Origin of the sequence: Mycobacterium sp. (assembly GCF_965230835.1) — a bacterium.
Lineage (GTDB): Bacteria > Actinomycetota > Actinomycetes > Mycobacteriales > Mycobacteriaceae > Mycobacterium.
This window is the reverse complement of the sequence record NZ_CBDDLW010000002.1, coordinates 4,028,434-4,053,182: the sequence shown is the minus strand read 5'-3', so window position 1 is coordinate 4,053,182 and position 24,749 is coordinate 4,028,434. Positions and strand designations below refer to the sequence as shown.

The following is a 24,749-nucleotide window of genomic DNA, read 5'->3' as shown; positions in this document are numbered from 1 at the left end:
GGTTGCGACGGAACCTACGCCCGTGACCATTTACACCAGCGATGAGACGCGACCTCGAGTTGTAGATAGGGGTTCACGTTCTCGACATTCCGTGTCGCTGGGAGGTAGCGATGCTGCAAGGCAAGGACTACCTTGTGGAGTCCGGCAATTCCGGCAGCGGTTTCTAGATGTCCAATGTTGCTTTTTACCGAGCCGAGGCCGCATGATCCTGCTGGTAATTCCGCCGCCCCACGCGCAGCCCGGAGATGTGCGTATGCGTCACGCAGTGCGTTGCATTCAATCGGATCTCCGATCGGCGTTGCGCTGCCGTGAGCTTCCACGTAAGTCACCGACGCGGGATCAACACCGGCGCGCTGATAGGTTTTCGCTAGCAGTGCAGACTGGCTCTCTCCGTTGGGGGCCGTGAGCCCGTTCGCTCGCCCATTGTGGTTCTCGCCGCTACCCCGGATTACGGCCAGCACCTCGTCGCCATCACAAAGCGCAGCATGCAGCGGCTTGAGGAATACCGCCCCAACACCCTCGCCGCGCACATAGCCGTCGGCGGCAGCATCGAAAGTCCGGCATCGCCCGCTGGGGCTCAACATTCCCGCCTTCGCGAACGAAACGAAAAGGTCCTCGCTGAGCAGCACGTTCACCCCACCAGCGATCGCCTGTTCGCACGATCCTGACCGGATCGCCTCCGCCGCTCGGTGGACGGCAACCAATGAGCTCGAGCACGCCGTGTCGATTGGTTCGCTGGGACCCCGCAGATCCAGCAGGAAGGACACACGGTTGGCCAGTATCGCGTGCGAAACACCCGTGGTTGCATGCGTCTCCACATCGACGCCGGCGCGTGCCATGAGGTTGGCGTAATCCATATTCGCCACGCCAACGAAAATCGCCGTGTCAGTGCCGGCAAGGGCGGAAGGTCGATAGCCGGCGCTTTCGATGGTGGACCATACGGTTTCGAGAAACAGTCGCTGCTGGGGATCCATCAACATGGCTTCCCGCGGTGAGATCCCGAAGAATTTCGCGTCGAATGACGCAATGTCGCTTAAGAATCCACCCTGATAAGCCAGCGCTTCGTCGGACTTCCAACGCCCCGGCTGTACGGTGTCGACTAGATCATCGCCAGCTTGAAGATGCCGCCAATATTCGGCCAAATTCGCCGATCCGGGATAACGACCGGACATACCGATAATCGCTATAGCGTCGTCGCGGGACGGCGCAACCGCGGGATCCTCGGCAACCGCCTCCTGAACGGCGACCGTCGACGGGGTCGGAGAGGGCGGCTGTTCGGCAATCCCCGTTGGCTCCGCCGGGCGTTGCGGCAACATATTCTCAACTGCGCGCGCCACGGCAATCAGGTTTCTCGCATCGAAGAATATTGCGGGCGTAGCACGCACACCAAGCGTCTTGCTCAACCGCGTCGACAATTCGGTGTAGCCAATCGAATCTAGACCAAATTCACGCAAGTCGGCCTGAACATCGATTGACTCTCGCGGAATATGAGTGATCTCGGCGACACAGTTGCAGAGGATCTCCGCTACCTGCGTCGAAGGCACGCCAACAGGGCACTCGTTGCTCACGGCTAGCGGCGCGGGCGCCGAACTCAACAGCCTCTGAATCTTTTGTTTGTCACCATAGAGGGGTGTAATAACACGCCTACCCCCAGCGATTGCATAGTCGAGAACTCGGCAGAACCCGTCATCGGGAAGCGGTATGAGCCCATAGCTGTTCTGTAAGAATTCTCTCGTCGCATTGGGTATCCGCATGCCACCGGAGACACAAAGTGGCCAACGAACCGACACGGCCACAGGTCCCATCTTCTCTGCGTATCGATCGATCCAGGCGTTCGCGAACGCGTAGTCGGCCTGGCCTAAGTCGCCGAACAATCCTGCGATCGACGAAAACAACACGATTCGTTCAACAGGCTCGTCGCGCAACGCCTCGGTCAACAGCGCGGCACCGGTGATTTTTGGCGTCAAGACCGCCGCAACCGATTCGGCGTCTTTGCCCACAGCTTGACGCGCATCGGACTCGCCGGCTGCATGAATCCAACCCTGAACCGCTCCGAATTCTGACCGGGCATGTTGAACAAGCCGGGCTACCTCAGACTCATCGCCCAGATCAGCTGTTCGATATGTCACTTCGGCGCCCGCTGAACGGAGTTCAGCGATGACCGCGTCGTCTAGGCTTCGCCGTCCGGTCAGGACCAGATTTACCGGCCCCCGGCTCGCGAGGTGGCGTGCAGCAAGGCCGCCTAATCCACCCGTGGCTCCGGTAATTAGCCATGTCTTCCGTGCTTCGGTCTGCGGGTGGGCAACGAAACCCGAGGCCTGACGTATCGCCAGAACCTCGCGCCGGCCAGATTCGTAGCGCACAACCGCATCCGCGCCGTCTCCGGTCAGCTCCGCCGTCAATGCCTGCGCCCAGTCTCGATCCTGAAAATCGAGCTCAACCACGCCACAACTCAATCCCGGATACTCCAGCGCCAGGCTGCGAACCGCGGCGTGAATTGGGTTCGGCGACTCGGTGGTTCCCCGATCAACGACGACGACAAGCCTGCTCGTCTGCTGGCGATTCAAAGTAGCGCCGGTCCGCAGAAGACCGAGCACAGAACTATTGGCATCGGTAGATCTCACGACGATTGTCTGCGATACCGATTGGTCGCCAGTCTCATCGAGCACGTCTACCGCGGCAGGCGAGGTAACCCGGATCGCGCCCGACTCTTGTTCTGAGAATCCACGGAGCAGCCACCTCTGGTCTCTTTCCGACGCGGGCGTCGAACGAGTGCGCCTTTCCCATGATGTGTCGACGAATACCGTTTCAGCCGGCTCGGACAGCGGTCGCAGGCTCAGTCCGCGCAGCCTTCCCCGCACACTGCCGCGGTCGTCTAGTAGCCAAATGTCGAATGTTGGCGAGGCCATCTCGTGTTGCCGTACGACCCATGCATAGCCCGTTTGGGGCAGCGCCTCCCACACTGCTGATTCGAGCGAAAACGGCAGGTGGGCTCCTCCTTCGTTTTCCCCGAACGTGGCCAGCACCGCCTGAAATGCCCCGTCGACAAAGCGCGCCCCACAGTCGTGCGGATCAGGTACGGCGATGCGGGCCAAAACGCCATCTTGGCAAACGGAAACCTCCTTCAAGATCCGCAGCGAATCGCCATAACTCAGACCGTGGCAGTCAAATAAGTCGTAGACGGCCTGCCCGTCAATGCGCCGATGCCCGCCCTGCTGCAGAACGGCCAACTCATCGGGTCCTCGATCATCCGCTAGCGCCGACCGGGTCGCAGTGACCCAGCATTGAGCGTGAACAACACCCGAGGAAGCCCGCACAGCAAGCGTTTCTCCTTCGCAATCAGCCTCGATCGCATCCTCCGTGCAGGGCCGCAACCAGAGAAAATCTTCAAGCGAGGTTCCCGGAAAAACCTTGTGTGCAGCCGTCATTGCGGCGATCAGCATGGCCGCACCCGGCAGCACCGCGTCGCCGAGGATGCGATGATCCTTGCGCAGGTCAGGATCAAACCGGCTCCGGTGTGGACCCCCCTGGGTGGCGATGCCTGTTGAAACAGCGCTTTTCTGCGGCAACGCGAACCTCCGCGGCTGGAACGGATACGGTGGCAGCAATCGCGCCCGGCGCGCAGGTAGGCCGCCGGCAACTTTGAGCCAGAGACTGCGCCAACCGATCCGCGCACCGGCCTCCCACGCCGAAGCCAGTCCCGCCCAATCCTGTTCGCGAAACAACTGCTCCGGCGTAGCGTTCGGCGGTGCCGGCCACTGCGGCTCAGTCGACGTAAACAGCTGGGCATGCAGTTCTTCGACGGAGGCGGCGACGAATGCTGCACGATGCGGAAGAGCCGCACGGTCGCACTGGAACGCAGCCGAGATGGCGGCCATATCCTGCCTAAAAGTCCTGCGCGCCAACCGCTTTTCGAGTGCGGCTACAGTGTCTGCGCCGGCCAGTATTGTTGGGCTCACGGGCACACCCAGTTGGTTTTCCAGCTCCCGCGCGGTAGCGGCAATCTGATGGGCATCCCACCCGATCTCATCCAATCGGGTATCGCCCGCCAACGTCCCTGCCGGCAGTGACAGTGCTCTCACAAGAATGTCGCGGATCGGGCTGTTGTCCGCCGCGGGACTTACCAACAACCATTCCGCAACGTCGGCTTTCAGACGCGCTAGCCCGGCTGCGTCGAACGCCGATAGCGGGACAAGGAATGGCCCGTCGTCGTTCCCCAGGCCGGAAACAGGCCCCTTTGGCCCCTCGGTTACCAGGGCATAAGCGTTGGTGCCACTGTAGCCGAAGGAATTGACTGCAGCGACACGGTCGCCGTCGACTTGCCGCCATTGAGACAAGTGTGTGTTCACTTGGAATCTCGAGCCATCGATGCCCAGCAGCGGATTCAGATTCCGCACATGCAGTGTGGGCGGAATTTGCTTATGCCGAAGCGCCAGAAGCACCTTCACCAGGCTCACCACCCCAGCCGCCGCTGAAGTGTGCCCTACACTGCTCTTCGCCGAGCCCAACGCACACTGTTGCCCGTCGCCATAAGCTGCGACGATTCCGCGGACCTCAACTGGGTCGCCCAGCTTGGTTCCCGTTCCATGGCATTCGATGTAGCTAACTTGTGCAGGTGCAATGTTCGCCCGCCGCATCACCTCCACCGCCAGGTCACGCTGAGCATCGCCATTGGGCGCCGTCAGGCCGTTGGTGGTGCCATCTTGATTCGTGCCCGAACCGGCAATCACGCCGTAGATAGAATCGCCGTCACGCTCAGCGTCGGCGAGCCGCTTCAGGACCAACGCCGCGACGGCCTCGCCAACCACGATCCCATCGGCTTCAGCGTCGAATGTGTGGCAACGGCCGCTATGAGAAAGCATGCCTGCTTTGCTCATTAAGATGAACGGGCCTTCGTCGGGGTACAGTGACACGCCCCCCACCAGCATCATGTCTGTTTCTCGGTTGCGCAGACTCTGGCAACCGAGGTGAACCGCCGCCAGCGAAGATGAACACGCGGTGTTGATGCACACTGCTGGGCCCTTGAGATCGAGAAAATATGCGATGCGCGCGGCAAGTATCGACGGCGCGTTGCCCAGCATGCCCTGAGCCACCCGGGTGGAATTTTCGTCTGCTCGAAGGCGCTGCCCGAAGTCGTTTTCCAGCGCTCCGGCCATGACGCCGCACCGCAAGCCGCCGGCGCGATCTCCCGCGTACCCGGCGTCGTCTAACGCATGCCAGCAAGTCTGCAGGAACAGCCGCTGCTGCGGATCTGTTACCTCCGCTTCGGCGGGTGCGATCCGGAAGAATGCGTTGTCGAATTCGTCCGCACCGTCGAGGAACCCGCCCCACCGGCAATAGGTCCGACCAGGCTTGGCCGGATCTGGATCGAAGTATTCGCGCCAGTCCCACCGCTCTGGGGGAACTTCCGTAACCGCGTCGTACCCGTCGACGAGGTTTTCCCAGAACTGCGTCACACTCCGGGCACCAGGGAACCGTCCAGCCATGCCGATCACCGCGATGCGATCCTCGAAGCTGCCGCATTCCGAGGGCTGTGTTGCTACCGCACCGGCTGCTGGCGATGGCCCGTCGAACTCTGCCGATGGGTCCACGTGGCGGCTAAGCGCCCGTAACGTCGGGGCGGCATACAACAGGGGGGGGTTCTAGCCGCGCACCCAGTCGTCGATTGATCGATTCCAATAACCGTATCCCGGCGAGCGAACCAACACCGTATTCCTGAAACGGCTGATCGACGTCAAGTCGGTCGGCAGGCATCTGCAACGTTTCGCTCGCAATAGCCACAACTTGCCCGAGGCTGGCGTCACTGTCGTCGGTGGCGAGCACGGCAGAGTAGCTCGACGGCGCGGTGATCGCACTCAGATTCTGCTGTTCTAATTCCTGGAGCGGAGTTTCGCCAGCTGGAGCGATCTCAAGGATCATGTACCGTGCGAGGCCTTCAGCCAGCATCGAGCCGAACTGCTGCCAACCGCGGTGTTCTGCCTCCGTCCTTCTGAAGCGATCCGCAGCTGCGCTCAGCTCCTTTAGATGCGTGTCGAAATCAGGATCGTGCAGGAAGTTCGCTACTTCCGTACTGAGATCAACGGCGTCCACCAGCCGCAGGCGCTGCTCGGCCAGCACTCGCGACCATTCGGCTTCATTGCTCGTAAACTGACCCAGGTGGGCGAGGTGCAGCGGCGTCACGGTAGTCGCGACGGTATCGATGAGGATGACCTTGCCGGCCTCGTTTAAATGCGAAGCAACGTTGCCGAACAGCGCCGCCTTATCGCGGATGTGAAACGTAACCTCGAATCCGAAGATCAGGTCGTATCGTCCCGGAAACGCGCCAGCTGCGCTGTCAGCGTGGTGAATGCGAGCACGTTCGGCAAGACCGGCCCGTTCCAAGGTATGTCTACAGCTGTCGGCTTGGGCGGCAGAGATGGTGTAACCGTCAGCTTCGACCTGCGGATGCTCCTGCAGGATGCGCACCAAATCCGCACCGAGTCCACACCCGATGTCGAGCATGCGGGTCACCCGAGTCCAATCCAGATTGCGGAATGCCACTTCGCGCATCTGCAGCTGTCGGCGTCGCATCAGCTCGGTCATGTCGGCAGCGGCTCCCCAATCCGCCATCGCGCGAAGCCATTCGAAGCCGGGAACTTTTTCCGGAAAAGGTGCGAACGTCAGCATGGGTACTTCCGCACCGGGGCCCGATGCCACGGTGTCGTAGTAGGTGGCTACCGTTACCTGGTCTTCAGCGGCTGGGTCTATCCAGCATCGAACCTTTTCAAATGGATAGTGCGGCAGTGGAATACGCCACGGTTTCGCACCGCTGTGCAGTACCGACCAGTCCGGCTTATCACCTTGTAGCCAATGCTGCTTTGCCGCGTCGGGGCTGTCGGCAGCTACCGCGCTTCCCGCGCCGGCGCGGCGTAGTCGGGCACGGTCCAGCCGCCCCTGGCCAAGTACCGCGCACAGTTCGTCGGTATCTCGCACGACTGCTGCCGACCGTTCGGAAAGGTGCTCACGGCCGCTTTGTAGAGTCCAGGCAAGGTGGTCGAGCCGGACTTCAGGATGTCGCTGTACGAATTCCCGCACATTGTTTTCCAGCTCCCACAGCCGCTCTGGGGTCTTTGCCGACAGCACCACGAGCTGTGGACGGTGATCGGCCGGCGATAACTCACGGCTGGGTGGCTCCTCCACAACCAGGTACGCATTTACGCCGCCGGCACCGAACGAACCGATGAGCGCGCGTCGCTTCGCTCCATGTTGCGTCGTCCAGTACTCTCCCAGCTGCGGGGCGCGAAGCCCTTCGAGCCGAACTTCCGAATGAGCTTCCGGCGCCAGGGATACACCCGGAATCTCGTTGTGCTGGAACTGGAGAAGTACCTTGGTCATCGCTGCCATACCCGAGGCTGCTTCAAGATGCCCGATAATCGGCTTGGCGGTACCAATCGCTGCCCCAGAAAATGACTTCAGAGCGTTGATCTCCATCGCGTCCACACCGGGTGTTCCCGTCGCTTGGAGCTCCAGATATCCGACCTCCGAGGCGCCCAGCTTCGCCTGCTGCAAGACCTCATCGACAAGGGCCTTCTGCGCACCCGCGGCGGGGGCAAAGAATCCGTTGCTGCGTCCCTTGTGGCGAGCAGTGGTCGCACGTATTACACCGCGGATGGTGTCGCCGTCGCGCAACGCTGCATCCAGCGGCTTCAACAAAACCGAGCCGACGCCTTCACCAGGTACAAAACCCTGGGCTGACGCGTCGAATACACCCTCCGGTACTTTCCGAGCAACCAGATTTCCCTGGCTCATCCGCGCGTACTTCACCGGACGCAAGTACAGATTTATTGCCGCGGCCAACGCTGCCTCACACTCTCCGCGGCGGATGCTTTCGCAGGCGAGATGAATGGCTACCAGTGCTGAAGAACACGCAGTGTCGAGCACCAGGCTCGGCCCCGTCCAGTCCATCGTGTACGAAATCCGGTTGGCCAGCGCGTACGTGGCAGTGTCGGGTACGGCCGCCTCGGCAGACGCCTGCGCGGAGTCGTTGACGACGAACGGGTATGTGTTCGTTGTCGCGCCGACGAACACGCCCACCGGCCGTCCGGCCCAACTCGCGCGCGCATATCCGGCGTCTTCCAAGCAGGCCCAAGCACTTTCGAGCAGCAAACGGTCTTCTGGGTTGATCAACGCCGCCTCTGCTGGCGTGATTCCGAAAAGGTAAGGATCGAAGCTGTCCACCTCGTCGAGGAATGCCCCTACCTGGCAAGTGAGCTCCTCGTAGGTTCCGCGCGGCCAACGGCCATCCGGAATCGGTCCGATCGCACTATCACCTCTGTGCAGCCGGGTCCAGAATTCGTCCAGGTTCGCCGCTCCCGGATAGCGTCCATGCACCCCAACGACAGCGATCGGCACGGCACCCCAGTCGTCGCCTGTTCGGGGAAGTGCCGCCGTGCCCGGCAGTTCAACCGGCCGCGACTGGGTCTCAGGAGGCCCCGGTTGACCAAGGTCGTCGAGATAGCCGGCCAATTCTGTGACGGTCGGGTATTCCCACAACAGGGTGACGGACAAATTTCCGAACGTCTTCTCCAGTTCACCGATCACTTCACGCTGAAGTACCGAAGTGAGTCCGAGATCGGCGAACGTGGCTGCGGTATCAATCTCGTCATGCAGAAGACCGGCTATGTGGGCGACCAGATCGAGGATCCGGCGATGGTTCTGCCGGGTCGGTGCAGACGAGCGCTCCGCCCTCGGCAAGGCCGTGTCGCTATTCGATGAAAACCAATGCCGGTCGTGCGCGAACCGATAGCCAGGAAGGGCCACCCGCCGGCCGTCGGCGCCTGCCCAGGTCATCCGCCAGTCGATCTGACCCCCCTCGACCCAGGCGCGCGCGGCCTCTGCCACATTCGAGCTTGCCGGTCCCTCGCGACCCCGTTGGGCGCGCGCCCGGAATCCACCGGACACCGTGCCAGTGGCTGACAACTCCCGCAGCCCGGCCCGCAGCTCATCGTTATTGCTGGCCAGAAATGCTGCGCGTTCTTCCCACGCTTCCCTGCCTTGTTGAAGCGTCCAGCAAACATCATCGAACTCTTTTTCCAGCCGACCCAAGAACGTCTCAAGCGTGCCGGCCATCAACTGCAGCGACTCGGGAGTTCGCGCCGAAAGCACGACCGCGCGGGTGTCTGACGTGCTCGAAGACGGTATGGGATCGACATATTCCTCGATCACCAGATGTCCATTCGAGCCACCCGCACCGAACGAACTCAGTCCAGCTCGCCGTGGCGCATCGCCCTGCCGCGGCCACGTCTCATTTTTCGTTTGAATGGCCAACGGCAACCCGCCGAAATCCAAGCGCCTACTGCACGGGTCCGCATACAAGCTTGGAACGAGCTCGCCGTGCTCCATCTGCAGCAGCACTTTGGTCAAGCCCGCGATCCCTGCCGCGGCTTCGAGATGGCCGAGATTCGACTTGATCGACCCGATGCGGCATTCATCGTGGTGCCCCATCGAGCGCATCGCCTCACGAATTCCGGCTACTTCCAATGGATCGCCCAGCGCGGTACCCGTGCCGTGCGCCTCCACATAGCTCGGCGGTCGCGCACCTGCGAGGCGCCAACTCTCCTTCAACAGGGTCGCCTGTGACTGCGGATTCGGAACGCTATAGCCAGCGCTACGCCCGCCGTGATTAACGGCCGAGGCTTTGATCACCGCCCAGATAGGGTCGTTGTCCGCGAGCGCTTCGTCGAGCCGTTTTAGCACCACCACCCCGGCGCCTTCGCCCGGAACGTAACCATCCGCGTCCGGCCCGAAGCTGCGGCAGCGGCCAGTCGGCGAAACAAAGTCACCCTGGCTTAGCAAGACGTACTTGTGCGGGTGCAGCGTGAGATTCACCCCACCGGCCAGGGCGACCCTGCTTTCCCCGCGAAGCAAGCTTTGTACTGCCAGATGAATTGCTGTCAGTGAGGAGGAGCACATCGTATCGACAGCGAGGCTTGGTCCGTGAAAATCGCAGAAGTATGACAAGCGGTTGGCGATCGAGGAAAATGATGATGCCGGAATGGGCTGCCCTTCTTTGAGCGCGTCATGGCCGTAGAGCTGGTATTGGCTCCACATCACTCCCGCGAAGACACCAACCGGCTTTCCTGCCAACGACTTTCGTGTCAGCCCTGCACTCTCCAGAGCATGCCAAGCGACCTCAAGGAAGATCCGCTCATGCGGGTCCACCAGAGCTGCCTCGCGCCGGGTGATGCCGAAGAACAAAGCATCGAACCGGTCGTAGTCGGCCAAGAAGCTGCCCCACCGGCATCGCGTGTGCTGCCATTCGTGATAATTCCAGCGGTCCGCCGGGATTTCTGTCACGCTGTCGCGGCCCGCGGCCAGCAGATCCCAAAGATCCTCCAGCGAGTCCGCGCCAGGATAGCGCCCGGCGATCCCCACAATTGCGATATCACCGGAGTTAGCGGTATTTCTGGAACCACTCTGCTCGTCGGCAGCTAACGAGGTGGACACACTTTCTTCTAGGTGTGTGGCCAATGCGTCAACCGTTGGATATTCAAACAAGATCGTGTCCGGCTGAGGCCCGAATTCGTCCGCGAGTGCTCGCGCGATTTCCAGAGCCGCGACCGAGTCCAGGCCAAATTCGGTCAACGGCACATCTGCGTCGATTCTCTCTGGCGCAAGTTTGAGAATACGACCCACGACGGCCGCTGCCCGCTGGCGAACGCCAAGGTCGCTATCCACCGACGGACGACTCTTGCTTCGCGCCGAATCACCAAAGCACGCAAGCAATCTATCGTGGTTCCCGTACGCGACCGCGATGTTGCGCATGCCACAAGCGAGCGCGTATTCGAGCGCCTCCATTCCCTTATCGTTCGGCAGCGGAGACATGCCCGTGGCCTCGCGCACCTTCTCCTGAACGTGTGCGTTAATCTTCATTCCGCCGTCTGACCAGTAGGGCCAGTTAATGGAAACGACGTGTGTCCCGCCACGCCAGCGCTCCGCCCAGTGGTCCAGATAAGCGTTGGCGTACGCGTAGTCGCTCTGTCCACTGTTCCCAGCTACCGCCGCGAGTGAAGAGAACAGCGCCACGAAGTCGGTCTCTACACCCTCAAGCGCGCTGAATAGGTTACGAACGCCTTGGATCTTGGGTGCCGCCACGGCTTCGAAGGTCTGCTCCTCTTTCAAAAGTAAGAAGCCGTCCCGAATTACGCCTGCTGAGTGAATAACACCGTTGAGTCGCCCGAATCGCGCCACGGCCTGTCGTACTACTTCAGCTAACTCATGAGCGATGGTGACATCGGCCTGCAGACTGAGGATCTCTACCCCGAGCGTGCGCAGCCTCTCGATAACCGCACGGGCGGCTGCGTTCTCGCTGCGCCCCACCAAGATGAGTCTTGCGGCGTATTTTCTAGCCAAGTGCTCGGCCACGGCGAGTCCGATCCCGCCCTTACCGCCCGTGATGAGGTAGACGCCGCGGTGCTGCAAGCTGGCGCAGCTTGGCGCGGCTTCGGTTAGTTGGCTGAAGCTTCGCACCCACCGTTGATCATTCCGGTAGATGACGTCGCAGTTCTGCGGCCCTGTGACCGCGAGTTCGCGTTCAATCGTCGGCGCCAAAACACCGGGTGGGTACTCGACGACCCGACACCGGAGGTTGGGGTTTTCGCTGGCAACGGTTCGTGCCAGGCCGCCGACCGCGGAGTTGGCCGGATCGGGGCCCGCTGTACCAGCCGGGTGAAAGTACAGGACCTCTCGCTTGTGCGTGGGTCGGGTCTCGAGCAGTGCCCGCACCAGCCGAAAGAGTTGCAATGCACCAGTTCCACCTTCGGGTACGATGAATACCACTGGTGCATAAGACAATTCATTGTTCTGCCAGCTCGATACCAGACGCCGCGCGTCATCCATGTCCACCGGATGTCCCACGATCAGCGCGGCCGACTGGCGCAAGTTCGCGTACTCGCTCTCGATATCGCCGCAGACGATGAACGGACTCGGAGGGTTGGGCTCACCGCGATCTAGATCCAAATCGGGTACAAAGTAAACCAACTCGTCGCGCGATTCGAGCCCGCTCAGACCGTCACCTGTTTTCTGTACGAGGCTCGCAACAACCCGTAGCCCTGAAAGTCGCACACACACTTCGCCATCGAGCGAGCAATAGTCGACGTCAAATGTGCAGTCGGAGCCAGCCACCGCGTGTGCGTATACGACCACCCGGGCCGGGAGCCGCCGGTACACCGCCAGCGTTTCCAGTCCCGCCGGCAATGGGGGTGGCTTACCGCTCCATAGGCCGGGAATAGCGGCCACTGCCTGCAGCCCACCATCGATCAGTGCCGGCTCCAACGGCGCCGGCGAGCCACTCCCCCGATAGCCCAATACCGCAAGAACTTCTCCACGACCGAGCCGGATTTCGTCGAGGACCCGGAAAGTGGGCCCATAGCTCAGCCCGGACCGCTCGCACTCACCGTAGTGCCGGATCGTGTCAAGAGATTCTGGCAACCGCGCCCGCACCGACGATATCTCGACCCGCGGTGCGGGTTCAGCAGGAAGCCTGCCCGCCGTTGCGACGGCCGCTTCGAGCTCATCGTGACGCAGCGTCCATTTCTGCCCCTTGCGGGCAAGCTCAACGCGGTGATGCTTGGCGCCAAAGACCACGGGCCGGAGCCACCGCACGGTGTGCAGGCTGAACCCCTCGTCAACGCCATCGGCCGCCTGAACCAGCGCCAGGAAAGCGGCAGCGGGAAGCACGCTCATGCCCTGGACGACGTGATCGTCTAACCATGTCGGGTCGACGTTGGCTTGGTTGGTGCAAGCCACTTCCGGAGAGGAATTCATCGCGACCGCTTCTGTCGCCTTACCCGCGTCGGCTCCCGGTGCCCAGCAGCGCTCCCGTAGGAATCCGCCCGCCGGCAGCGGCACCCTCCGGTAGCCGCCCGCCGTGCGCGCCGCACTGAAGTCAATGTCCTCACCCCCGACCCAGCGCGCGGCGAGCTCCGCGTGCGCAGAACTCACCTGGCTTGGCTGGCCGTTCAACCAGGCCTCCAGCACGCGAGCCCATTCGTCGAATGACGAGGCTGTCACTGCCATCCGCTGATCCCAGGCTTTCCGCCCGGTCTGCAGGGTGTAGGCCACGTCCGCGAGGCGCGGCTTTGCGGCCGGCGATTCCGCAAACTGTGCCATCCGCTCGCACAGAGCGCGCAGCAACTCGCGTGATCGCGCCGACAAGGGCAACACCTGGGGGCCTGGTATATCCGGAAGCGCCTCTGGGCGGAATTCTTCGAGTAGGACGTGGGCATTCGCTCCGCCAGCTCCGAATGAACTCACGCCCGCAATCCGGAGTGATTTATCGGGCGTCTTCCAAACCGCGTTTTCACGCTGTAGATGAAAGAGCCTAGGATCAAAGCTCAGATTCGGATTGATAGTTTCGGCGTGCAGCGACGCGACTAATTGGTGATACTTCATCTGCAACAGCACCTTCGCGGTGCCGGCGATGCCCGCTGCGGATTCTAGGTGACCGATATTCGATTTCACCGACCCCAGAGAGCATGGAGTCGAACGCGAATCGCTCGCGCCGAACACCTGTTGCAAAGCAGCCAGCTCGATCGGGTCGCCCAAAGCTGTCCCCGTACCGTGGGCCTCCAGGTAACTCACCTGCTCCGGCTTGACCCCCGCCCGCTGCAAGCACTTACGAATGACGTCCACCTGCGCCGGTACGTTGGGGACAGTGAAGCCGTTGGCAAGTCCGCCATGGTTGAGTGCCGAACCGCGTATCACCCCATGCACCGTGTCACCGTCGGCCAACGCTTTGCTGAGCGTTTTGAGCATTACCGCGCCTACACCTTCTCCAGGCACGTAGCCGTCACCGCCCGCCCCGAAGCTGCGGCACCTCCCGTCGCTCGACACCGCGTTCGCCTGACTGAGCAGCAAATACTTCTGCGGATGAAGTGTCAGGTTGACCCCACCCGCAAGAGCGGCTTCAATCTCACCGCTAGACAGCGCGGTACAAGCCATGTGGATAGCTGTAAGGGCGGATGAGCACATCGTGTCTAGGCCAATGCTTGGCCCCCTCAGGTCAAAGAAATACGAGACCCGGTTCGCAATCGCCGCCTGGGATGACGTCAACGCGGATGGCGAGCCGTTCGCGCCTGCCTCTGCACCAAACAACTGGTAGTGGGTATACATCGCACCGGCGTACACCCCAATGACCTGCCCGGCTACTTCGTGGGGCGCGTACCCGGCGTTCTCCACGGTTTCCCAAACGGTCTCCAAGAACAATCGCTCCTGCGGGTCCATCACCTCGGCTTCGCGCGGCGAAATGCGAAAAAGCAAGGGATCGAACATGTCCACGCCCTCGAGGAATCCGCCCCAACGTGACCGACTCTTCCCGGGCTGGCCGGGTCTGGGATCGTAGTAGCGGGTGCAGTCCCAACGTTCCGGTGGGATTTCGCGGATTGAATCGCGCCCCGCCCGCAGGTTTCCCCAGAACTCTTCGAGATTCTCCGCATCGGGGAAGCGCCCCGCGATACCGACGATCGCAATCGGCTCGCCGCCTGACGGCGAGGCGGGCGTGGCAGACGATTCAATCGGCGCCGCAGGCAAGGATGAGCACCCGGGAAGCACCGCAGCGGATGAGCGAGAACCCACGGCTGGCGAAGAGAGCGGGGCCGCACCGGAAGCTGCCGGAGACTCAACCGCGGCGTCTGGAAAACACTTACGAAGATGCGCGGCCAAAGATTCCACAGAATTGAACTCAAAAAACAGCGTCTTTGGTAGCTCTCCGAACGTAGCTTCCAGCTCACGGGTGATATTTAGCGCCATTAACGAGTCGATTCCGTAGTCGGCAAAATTGCGACCCAGGTTTATCTCGTTCGCCGACAGCCCCGTCTGGCGTGCAAGCCCTTGAATCAGCATGTGTTCAATGGAATCCGCCAGCGGCCTCAACCCGCTTTGCAATGGGCGGACCGTGAGCTTCTGCAGCATTCCCACGCTACTGCCGTCAGCCGCCAACAAATCGGCATCAAACTGCAACCAGCTCGCACCCCGATCTATCAGCCGCACAAAGGCATAGCACCCGGATTCGAGATTTCCGTAAATCGCAAACTGGCCCAGCGAAAACGGCACTGGCGGCCAATCCACATCGTCCACCCTTAATCCGCGCAACGCTTGCAGACAGCCATCCAGCAGTCCTACTGAAATCGGCAATTCGGTTGCTGCACCGCGCACTTCAGTCCGCCTGAGCCGCACGAGGGCCTGATCTTCGCCGCACCACATTTCATCGATTCCCCGGAGTGCTGGCCCGTATACAAACCCGATACTGTGGAACTGGCCATAGACCTCATCACCACTGAGTGGTGCAGAGAGCCGACTCTTTATCTCGTCGAGGTCTACTCGGCTGACCTTCTGATCATGTCCGCAGTCGGCGATGCTGCCCTCCATGTGCACGCCGTCACGGCTCTCGACAATGAAGTGGTCGCTGGCTTCTTTCGAAGTCTCACGCCGCAAGGACAATTCGACGCCGTCCGCGCCGGCCACGACCGGCCTCATCCAGACCAGATTGCGCAGGCATACCGCACCATCAGTAACTGCCCAACCATAGGCGCGCAGCGCGAGACAGAGCGATACGACCGCAGGTGCCATCGGCTGTCCGAGTATGACGTGGTCGCACAACACCGGATCATCGAGTGCAAGCGGCAATGAGACAGCCGCGATGGTCGCCTCCGCGCTCGGTTCCCCATTCTCGGTCTGAGGCCAAAATCGTCGCTCTTGGAATACATAGCCAGGTGCGGCTAGCCGATGCGAACCTTGCCTTCTCAGCTCCCGATGAGTTTCCACAAGAGCAGCTTCATCTCCGTCTATCCAGCGTCGCGCCTCCTGCGGCAGCTGCTGGGTCAGCCGGCCGCACAGGGCGTCTCGCAACTCCCGGTGCGAAGATGCAACAAACGCTTCTCGAATCTCGTGGAAGCCTCTCCCGCGCATCAGCGTGAAGGACAAGTCTTGCAAAGGTGGGTGCTCGTCCCCAACCCAGTCCGCCATAGACACTTTCAACTCTGCAAGAGCCGCCGAAGTTCGCGCTGACAACGGAAATATCCACGGCTCCAAGAAGTCCAACGCGGGCTTGGTCGGCGGAGCCTGGCGAATCACCACGTGCGCGTTCGTGCCGCTAAATCCGAACGAACTGACGGCGGCCCGCCTCGATTGGCCGTTCGGCGGCTCCCATCGCACCTTCTCGGTCGCCACCCAGAAAGGTGTCTCATCCAGTCGCAGCAGCTGATTTGGCTCCCGATAGTGAAGCGACGGGAAGTGCTCACCGAGGTGAACGCAGCCGATCGCACTCAGGAGTCCGGCGATACCCGCCGCCGCGAGCGTGTGTCCGACATTGCTCTTCGCCGAGCCGACTACGCAGAACTGCTGTTGATCGGTGAATTTCCGAAACACGTCCGAGAGTGCTTCGATCTCAATCGGATCTCCGAGCCGCGTTCCGGTGCCGTGCGTTTCGACGCGACCAATTGTTTGAGGCCGCACCCCGAAGCGTCGGTAGACGTCATGCAGCAGCGCCGCCTGCGCCCTGCCACTCGGAGCTGTAATGCCGTTCGACCGGCCATCCTGATTAAGGCCCCACGCCTCGATCACCGCATAGACGTGATCGCGATTAGCCACCGCCTTTTCGAGTGGCTTGAGCAGCACCGCTCCGACACCTTCGGCGGGTACGAAGCCGTCGGCTCCGGCGTCGAAGACTCGACAGCGACCCGTGGGCGAAAGCATGCCGCTCTGCGAAAGCGAGATATGCAATTCGGGCGTGCACAAGGCCGAAACCCCGCCCGCCAGGGCCACATCGCACAGTCCCGCCTGCAGGCTTTCGCAGGCCAGCGCAACTGCCGTGAGCGCCGAGGAGCAGGCCGTGTCGACTGTGATTGCCGGACCAGCCAGGTCCAGCAGGTAGGAGATGCGGGCGGAAAGTATCGCCGCATCGCAGCCAATACTGCCGTAGACGGTCCGCGCCGCGTCGCCCAGCAATTTCTGGTAGTCGCCCCGCTTGCAGCCTGCAAATACGGCACAGCGGTTCCGCGCACTTCCCTCGCCGTATCCACCATCCTCTAGCGCATGCCACGCCGTCTTCAAGAAAAGCCGTTGCTGAGGATCCATCATGGCGGCCTCGCGAGGCGAGATATTGAAAAAGGCAGCGTCAAACGATTCTAGGTCGTCGAGTAGACCCGCCCACCTCGAGTAAGTTCTGTCTTTCTCCTGCTTTGTTGAGAAGAATTGACGCCAATCCCAGCGCTGCCGAGGAATTTCAGCAACTGCGTCGCGACCCCAGCGAAGCATTTCCCAGTAGCCGGTCACATCAGAAGCACCAGGGAAGACACCAGCGATGCCGATAACAGCGATTTCAACCGGCTCTGCGGTCCCCTGCTCCGGCCGTCCCGCAACAGCTCTCAGAAGCGGTTCCGCGACGGTAGGCGCGACTGTCCCTGCTCGAACAAGGTCGACCAGTTGTCGCACCGAACTCTTCACGTCGTTGCTCAAAACACCCCTCCCGCCCCACTTCTCGGCTTCTCGCTCGCCGTCTTGCCCCGCATCGTAGTCACGGAGCCAGGAGGCCAGTTGCCGTCTGATGGCAGTAGATAACTCTGATGAGTAGCTGACGAGGCTGTGCGAAGCAATGCTTGAAGTCTGTCGATCTGCTTGGGAAACGCGGACCGTGCTGAGTGGTCAGTCGAGGTTCCGGCTAGTCCGGCGTTGGAGCTAGCGCACGACGATAGTCGCCTTACTGCACCGCTGAGGGTTGGCTGGTGTCAGTCGCGTGCGTTCCTCAGCACATGGACAACCTGGATCATCCCGCGGTCGAAAAATGAACCTAGGCGGTAACTTTCAGGGTGTTCACAGGACTTCTCGGTTTCAGATCATGCTCGCGCGTGTTCCGATGAAGTCGGTGTGGACTAGGGTTCGCCTAGAGCACTAGTCGGCATGGCATCAACTCAGGCGAGGGGGTGTTGCTGTTCAAATACGTTGCTAGAAAATGAATCACCGCGATGACGGCCGCAGGCGCGTTTGCTGCCAGCTCCTAGCATGCGGTCGCGGTGTACCCTCAGGCGTAGAATCAAACTTGCGGGTGAACGTTGAATCAAGCTTTCGGGTCAGCGTCCCGTACCCGGTAGTACCTTCGTCGCGGCAGGTAACGGAGCACCGGGCGCCAGGCTTCGGCTTCTCGCCGAAAGGCTTTGGACTAACTGATATGTCAAGAGCTTCGTTGAAGAGACCAAGTGGGCGCGCCGTAGCGCCGGTGAGTGCGAGTCCGGCGGCCTCGTCGGAGTTGCAATGAATGAGCTAGCCGATCATGTCACTGCGAAGCCCAATAGGCGTCGGGATGGCATCAACTGAGGCGAGGTGGTGCTGTTGTTTAGATATCTTGGTAGACAACGGATCAGCAGATGTGAGGGCATGGCGGGGTTCGCCTGACTCATTGCCCGCCGGCAAGTCATCACTTGCCGCGGCTGGCGAAGACTCCGAACCACCCAGGTGGGGAGATCACTAGATGTACAGGGTTACCGTATTTCCAGGACAGGGCTCACAGGTCGTCGGTATGGGAGCGGATCTGTGGGATCACTTCCCGCGGGAAGTCGAGCAAGCGGACGACATCTTGGGATATTCCATACGCCGGCTCTGCATGGACGATCCCGAAAACAATTTGATGGAAACGGAATACACGCAGCCTGCACTGTACGTTGTATCCGCTCTCACCTACATGGACCGCCAGCGAAAGGGTCATCCTCCACCAGATGCCGTGGCGGGAAGCAGCCTGGGTGCTTATGCAGCTCTGTATGCTGCGGGCGCATTTGATTTTGCAACAGGGCTCAGGCTTGTGAGAAAGCGGGGCGCGTTGATGGCTCAAGCCCGAGGCGGCGGAATGGCTGCGGTCATTGGGCTCAAGGTGCAACTCGTCCGAACCGCCCTGGCCCAACAGGGTCTGAACGAGGTGGAAGTTGTCAATGACAACTCACCTTCTCAGCTCGTCATTTCCGGACCGCTCGACGCAGTGCGTGCGGCCAGCGAACCCCTGCTCGCCGCGGGCGCTCGTCATTGCGTCGAGTTGAAAACCAGCGCGGCATTCCATCATTCACGTGCAATGCGTCCGGCGGCCGAGGCCTTCCGACGCTTCATCGACCCCGTGGAGTTTCAGCCGTTGCGCTTTTCCGTGATGTCTAACATCACCGCCGAACCATACAACGATGCTGCGATTCATGATCTGCTCTGGCAGCAGATTTGCTCTCCCGTCCGATGGCGCGAGTGTATCGAGTACATGCTAGATCGGGGCGCCACGGAATTTACCGAGTGCGGTCCGGGCCGTGTCTTGACCGATTTGATTCGAGAAATTAGGAAAATTAGGATAGGAGCGCAGGTATGAGCTCAGCGAATAGTCTTCCAGTCGTCTGGATGTATTCTGGACAAGGCAGCCAATACTTCGCGATGGGGCGAGCGCTATATAGCTGCGAACCTGTTTTCCGCGAGACGTTTGATGAGATTAGCAATTATGCGTTGAGGTGGACATGTCGCCCGATAGCAAACGTTGTTTATGACTATCGCGGCTCGCAATTCGACGTGTTCAACGAGACTCGCTTCACCCATCCTGCACTATTTGCAGTACAGTACGCACTCGACCGTTTATTGCGTTCGCGCGGCTATGAGCCCGATTATGTGCTCGGTTATAGCTTGGGTGAATTTGTAGCGTTGGCTACGTCGGGTGCGTTGGATTGGCGTGATTGCATTATCGCACTAATGCACCACGCGGACGCGGTGCAATCCCTGCCTGAGGCAGGTGCGATGCTGGCGGTGCTTGACACGCCGGAGATTTTTCCGAAATTGGTTGGATTGTTCCCGGAACTCGAGTTGGCTGCCGTCAATGCACCAAGACATTTCGTGGTCACCGGTCCGGTCGAGTCAGTCCACAATGCGAAAGACTGGTTGACTGCCCATGAAATCGGATCAGCAGTACTTCCCGTCTCGCACCCGTTTCACTCCGCCGCGCTCCACGCGGCGGACGAGTCGCTGAGCGAGTTGATGGCTGGTTTTCGGCTAGGGTCCATCAAAACCCCGGTAGTATCCTGCTCCGCAGCGCGCGTGATACATGAGCTGCCTACCGGCCTCCCGCACGGAATCACCCGGGCCACAATTGAGTTCGGCAAGGCTCTGGCCGCGCTCGAGTCGACCGGTCCGAAGCTCTACGTTGACATTGGTCCGTCCGGAACGCTTGCGGGGTTTGTGCGACACAACGGCGGCCTCAACCCTGCGTCCGAAGCGCTGATGATCATGACTCCGTTCGGGCAGGAACACCGCAATCTAGCGGCGGCGCAGGCACGGATGGACTGCGTCGGAACAGCTCATGACTCCGTTCGGGCAGGAACACCGCAATCTAGCGACGGCGCAGGCACAGATGGACTGCGTCGGAACGGCGCTGCGCTAGGAGCATCCTGATGACGACAGAACGAACCGGAACGACGGGTAGCGACGAAGTCTTCGCCGTCGTGCGCTCAGTGGTTCTCCAGGTCCTTCCGGACATCGATCCGAGCTCCGTTCAGCACGATGCCGCGCTGTCCGATCTCGGTGCAAATTCCGTTGATCGATTGGACGTCTCGATGGGCGCGATGGCGGCTCTGGACCTGCAGATTCCGATGGCCGAATTCGCCGGGATTTCGAATCTTGCAGGCCTGGTAGAAGTCCTGAGGACTCATCAGGGAAATTGCTGATGCCGATAGGTGCGCGCAATCTGATCACTGGTCTGGGCGTTGTGACGTCGATCGGTGCGGGGGCGGACCGCTTCGCTGAGGGCCTTCGGCGAGGATCGTGCGGCATCCGCATGTACGAAGACCCGTCGGCGTTTGCGGCCGCACGCCTCGATGATTTCGATCCCGTTGCCTTTATTGCCGCACTGCCCGGCTGCCCGAAGGGCCTTCGGAGCAGGGCGAAGAGCCTTTGGCGTCGATCGACGCAGTCTGCCCGTATCAGCGCTGCCGCGGCTATTGAAGCCTGGCTCGATGCGATTGGGGAGGAGGTAGCTGGTGAACCCGAAAGAACCGGCCTGGTGGCTGCCGGAAACAACATCAACAAGCAGTATCAGGCGGACGGCGCATGGCAATACGAGCAACGGCCGGAGTACCTTTCGCCGCGCCACGCCTTTCTCTCACTCGATACCCATGCCATGAGTCAAATCAGTGAGCTCTTGGGGATTTTGGGATTCGGGCTGAATATAGGAGCGTCATCGGCCAGTGGCAATGCCGCACTGTGGACCGCGTTGCAGCTGCTGCGTTCGGGCGAGGTCGATCGAGTGCTCGTGTGCGGTGTCTCCCAGGAACTATCTAGCCTAGAGCGACAAGCCTATTTGAACATAGGCGCAATGGCGCCGGCGACGTGCTCAACCGATCCTCAGAAGCTCTACCGCCCCTTCGACAAGGCCAGCACCGGCTTCGTCGCTGGCGAGGGTGCTGCTTGCGTTGTGCTCGAGACAGCGGAAGCCGCTGTTGCCCGAGGTGCGTCAGCGTGGGCGGTTTTGAGCGGAGCGTCGTTACTGCTGAGTGGGTCGCATCTGCCCGCCAGTGACGCCGAAGGCGAGCGCAGAGCGATGATGCGGGCACTCGAACGGGCAGCGCTGACGCCGGAGGACATCGATATGGTCAACGCTCACGGAAGCGGTTCCCGACAAGGCGATGCGGTGGAATGCCAGGCTATCGGAGATGCCTTCGGGGAATCAGGGCCCTGGGTCAACTCCACAAAATCGCTTGTCGGCCATTGCCTCACTTCCGCCGGACTAGTAGAAGCCGCGGCGTGCGCCTTACAGATCCGCGATGGTTTCGTACATCCCAATCGCAACCTTGATTGCCCGGTCGGTGCGCAACTCCGGTTCGCCGGCTCGCAGGCGGTCCAGGCACAGGTCCGCAACGTCATTTCAAACTCTTTTGGCTTCGGGGGGATCAACAGCAGCGTCATCCTGTCGCATCCCGATGGTCACTATCCGTATGGGAGGCAGTAAGCAGCATGCGAGTTGGTATTGAGGACATCAACGCATACGGCGGACGGCTCTATCTGGATGTTCGCACGTTGTTTCAGCAGCGCTGCCTCGACCTGGCGCGCTTTGGCAATCTGATGATGGAGCGCAAGGCCGTCAACCTGCCGTGCGAAGATCCGGTGACCAACGGCGTTAACGCGGCAAAAGCGGTGGTTGACCGCCTCGCACCCGCAGAGCGCGATCGGATCGAGATGCTGATTACCTCATCGGAGTCCGGTGTCGACTTCGGAAAATCACTCAGCACCTACATCCACCACTATCTTGGGCTTAATCGGCGCTGTCGGTTGTTCGAAGTGAAACAGGCCTGCTATGGCGGAACTGCGGCGCTACAGATGGCGGCAAATTTTGTCGGATCTGGCGCGTCGCCGGGGGCCAAGGCGTTGGTGGTCGCGACGGACACCGCCCGCGCTGCAGCAAAGCTCACCTACGCCGAACCCTCCCAGGGCACTGGAGCGGTCGCCTTGCTGGTCGGAGAAAATCCGCGCATCTTCGAGCTGGATTTCGGCGCTAATGGATATTGGGGTTACGAAGTGATGGATACTTGCCGCCCGACGCCTGAAATCGAGACCGGCGACCCCGACCTGTCACTAATGTCCTACCTCGACTGCCTCGAGATGGCTTTTGATCAATACGCAGCGCGCGTGGAAGGCGCAGACTTTGTCGACACCTTCGATTACTTGATTTTCCACACCCCATTCGCTGGGATGGTCAAGGGCGCGCATCGGATGATGATGAGGAAGCTCAAACGCGCCGGGAATGACGTGACGGAAAGTGATTTTTCTAGGCGCGTTAGTCCAGGATTGCGATATTGCGTCGAAGTTGGAAATATCTACTCCGCGACGATATTTCTGGCCCTGTGCGGCATCCTTGATTCGGTAGAAAAAAGCAGCCCGCACCGGGTGGGGTGTTATGCGTACGGGTCAGGTTGTTCGGCGGAATTTTTCAGCGGCTGCACCATGCCTTTCGGAGCCGCCGAAGCAGCATCGGCTCGGCTGGACCAGCAATTGAGCAGCCGCTACGAGCTCACGATGGCCGAATACGACAGCCTGCTGGATGAAACTGCGGCCTGGCCATTTGGGGTAAAAGACCGTCGAGTGGACCGCTCCGGTTACCAGGCGATCTACGATGATCAATTCGTTGGCGGTGGACTGCTGGTCTTAGACGAAATTCGAAATTTCCACCGAAAGTATGTGTGGAGTTGATGGCATGACCAAATCAACGGTCCGGGTCGGGGAGTCTGGAGTGACGCGCACAATTACTATTGATCGCCCGCAGCGACAGAACAGCATCAACGGACTATTACTTGAGGAGCTCGGCGCCGCACTTGATCGGATCGAAGCGGATCCGAAGTGCCGGGTGGTTGTGCTGGCTGGATATTCGGGCTTCTTTTGCACGGGGATGGATTTCGAGGAAGCCGCAAGTGGAAACTCAGAAGTTGGTGAGGCCAAGAAAGCGGAAGCATTCATGAGCTTGCTCAACCGCCTCTCGTTGTTGCCGAAGACGGTTATCGCATGCATCGACGGTAAGGTCAATGCTGGTGGTATAGGTTTTGTCGCGGCGAGCGACTATGCGGTGGCCACACCCAATTCGACATTTAGTTTGTCGGAGGCACTATGGGGATTGCTGCCGGCCTGTGTAGCACCCTACCTGATTCGCCGGACCGGATTTCAGGCAGCGTATTGGATGTCCCTTTCCACGTGGCCCATTACAGCAGACGAAGCGAAAGCTAGGCACCTTGTCGACGAGGTCTCCGGCGACCTCGCTGGTGTGGTCCAGCGGATGCTCCCGCGGCTGGCGCGTTTAGACAGTCAGACCGTTGCCGATCTCAAGGCATACTTCCGCAAGATGTGGATTATCAATGCGGAGATGGAGGGGTTGGCGGTAGGGCAGATAACAAGGTTAATGAATGAACCGAGGGTGCGGAACAATATTCGTCAATTTGTGGAAGAGGGCTATTTTCCGTGGAGTCCGCGATGAGTGACGTTATTCGGCTCGAGCGCCCGGAACCTGGCATTGGCGTTGTGGTTATGGAAGACCGCAACTCTCGGAATACCTTCTCCCGTGAATTTGTGGAGGGAATTCGTCGGGTTTTTGCCGAAATCAGCAAGGACTCATCCCTCAGGGCGGTCGTCATTCACGGCTACGATAGTTACTTCTGCTGCGGTGGAACGAAGAACGAACTTCTGACACTTACTAAGGGAAACGTAAAGTTCACCGATGGCATGTTTTTCGATCTGCTCTTGACCTGCCATTTACCGGTGATTTCGGCGATACAGGGCCACGCGATTGGCGGTGGCCTGGCCTTCGGCGCCTTCGGGGACATACTGGTGATGGCGGAGGAGTCGATTTATAGCGCGAACTTCATGCGCTACGGATTCACGCCCGGCATGGGCGCTACGTACATCCTCGCGCGGAAGTTCGGCGAGTTAATCGCTGCGGAGATGCTGTACAGCGCCAACGGATATCACGGCGGTGAGCTACGCGAGCGCGGGGTGAACGCGCGCATTATGCCTCGAGAAAAGGTGATCCCCACTGCTCTGGCGCTGGCAAGAGAGCTGGCTGACAAGCCCAGAGTGGCGCTCATCGAGCTCAAGAAGCAGTTGGCCGGACCTATCCGGGAGGTGCTCCCGAGTGTGGTTGAGCGTGAACTGGCTATGCATGAAGTGACGTTCACACAGCCGGAAGTCCGGGAGAGAATCGAGACGTTCTTTGGAAACTAGCG

Annotated in this window: 9 protein-coding genes; 7 read left to right on the top strand and 2 right to left on the bottom strand. The window is 60.6% G+C overall.

Annotation, left to right across the window (positions count from 1 at the left end):
• Positions 1-14 precede the first annotated feature (14 nt).
• Together ACO07W_RS18715 and ACO07W_RS18710 are read right to left on the bottom strand one after the other, a co-directional pair.
• Entirely contained in the window at positions 15-5,495 is a 5,481-nt protein-coding gene (locus tag ACO07W_RS18715) for an SDR family NAD(P)-dependent oxidoreductase (RefSeq protein ID WP_421846100.1), read from the bottom strand.
• 103 nt (positions 5,496-5,598) lie between these two features.
• Positions 5,599-17,469 carry an SDR family NAD(P)-dependent oxidoreductase gene (locus ACO07W_RS18710; RefSeq protein ID WP_421846099.1) on the bottom strand — a complete coding sequence of 3,957 codons (11,871 nt, stop codon included), beginning with the start codon at positions 17,467-17,469 and terminating at the stop codon, positions 5,599-5,601.
• 1,033 nt (positions 17,470-18,502) lie between these two features.
• Between ACO07W_RS18710 and fabD the strand changes: the two genes are divergently transcribed.
• The 7 genes from fabD to ACO07W_RS18675 are packed head-to-tail and all read left to right on the top strand — an operon-like array spanning position 18,503 to position 24,747.
• Entirely contained in the window at positions 18,503-19,372 is an 870-nt protein-coding gene (fabD, locus tag ACO07W_RS18705; RefSeq protein WP_421845181.1) for an ACP S-malonyltransferase, read from the top strand.
• Positions 19,369-20,439, top strand: coding sequence for an acyltransferase domain-containing protein (locus ACO07W_RS18700; RefSeq protein WP_421845180.1), 1,071 nt, complete (start codon positions 19,369-19,371; stop codon positions 20,437-20,439). Before fabD ends, ACO07W_RS18700 begins: the two co-directional genes overlap by 4 nt.
• Positions 20,439-20,711 (top strand): phosphopantetheine-binding protein, encoded by a 273-nt coding sequence (locus ACO07W_RS18695; RefSeq protein WP_421845178.1) that lies wholly within the window; start codon positions 20,439-20,441, stop codon positions 20,709-20,711. Before ACO07W_RS18700 ends, ACO07W_RS18695 begins: the two co-directional genes overlap by 1 nt.
• Positions 20,711-21,991, top strand: coding sequence for a beta-ketoacyl synthase N-terminal-like domain-containing protein (locus ACO07W_RS18690; RefSeq protein WP_421845177.1), 1,281 nt, complete (start codon positions 20,711-20,713; stop codon positions 21,989-21,991). Before ACO07W_RS18695 ends, ACO07W_RS18690 begins: the two co-directional genes overlap by 1 nt.
• A gap of 5 nt (positions 21,992-21,996) precedes the next feature.
• Positions 21,997-23,229 (top strand): hydroxymethylglutaryl-CoA synthase family protein, encoded by a 1,233-nt coding sequence (locus ACO07W_RS18685; protein ID WP_421845176.1) that lies wholly within the window; start codon positions 21,997-21,999, stop codon positions 23,227-23,229.
• 4 nt (positions 23,230-23,233) lie between these two features.
• The gene (locus ACO07W_RS18680) at positions 23,234-24,004 is read left to right on the top strand and encodes an enoyl-CoA hydratase-related protein (protein WP_421845175.1); all 771 of its coding nucleotides are present in this window, start codon (positions 23,234-23,236) and stop codon (positions 24,002-24,004) included.
• Positions 24,001-24,747, top strand: a complete 747-nt coding sequence (locus ACO07W_RS18675) for a polyketide synthase (protein ID WP_421845174.1) — start codon at positions 24,001-24,003, stop codon at positions 24,745-24,747. The genes ACO07W_RS18680 and ACO07W_RS18675 overlap by 4 nt, the downstream gene beginning before the upstream one ends.
• Positions 24,748-24,749: the final 2 nt, after the last annotated feature.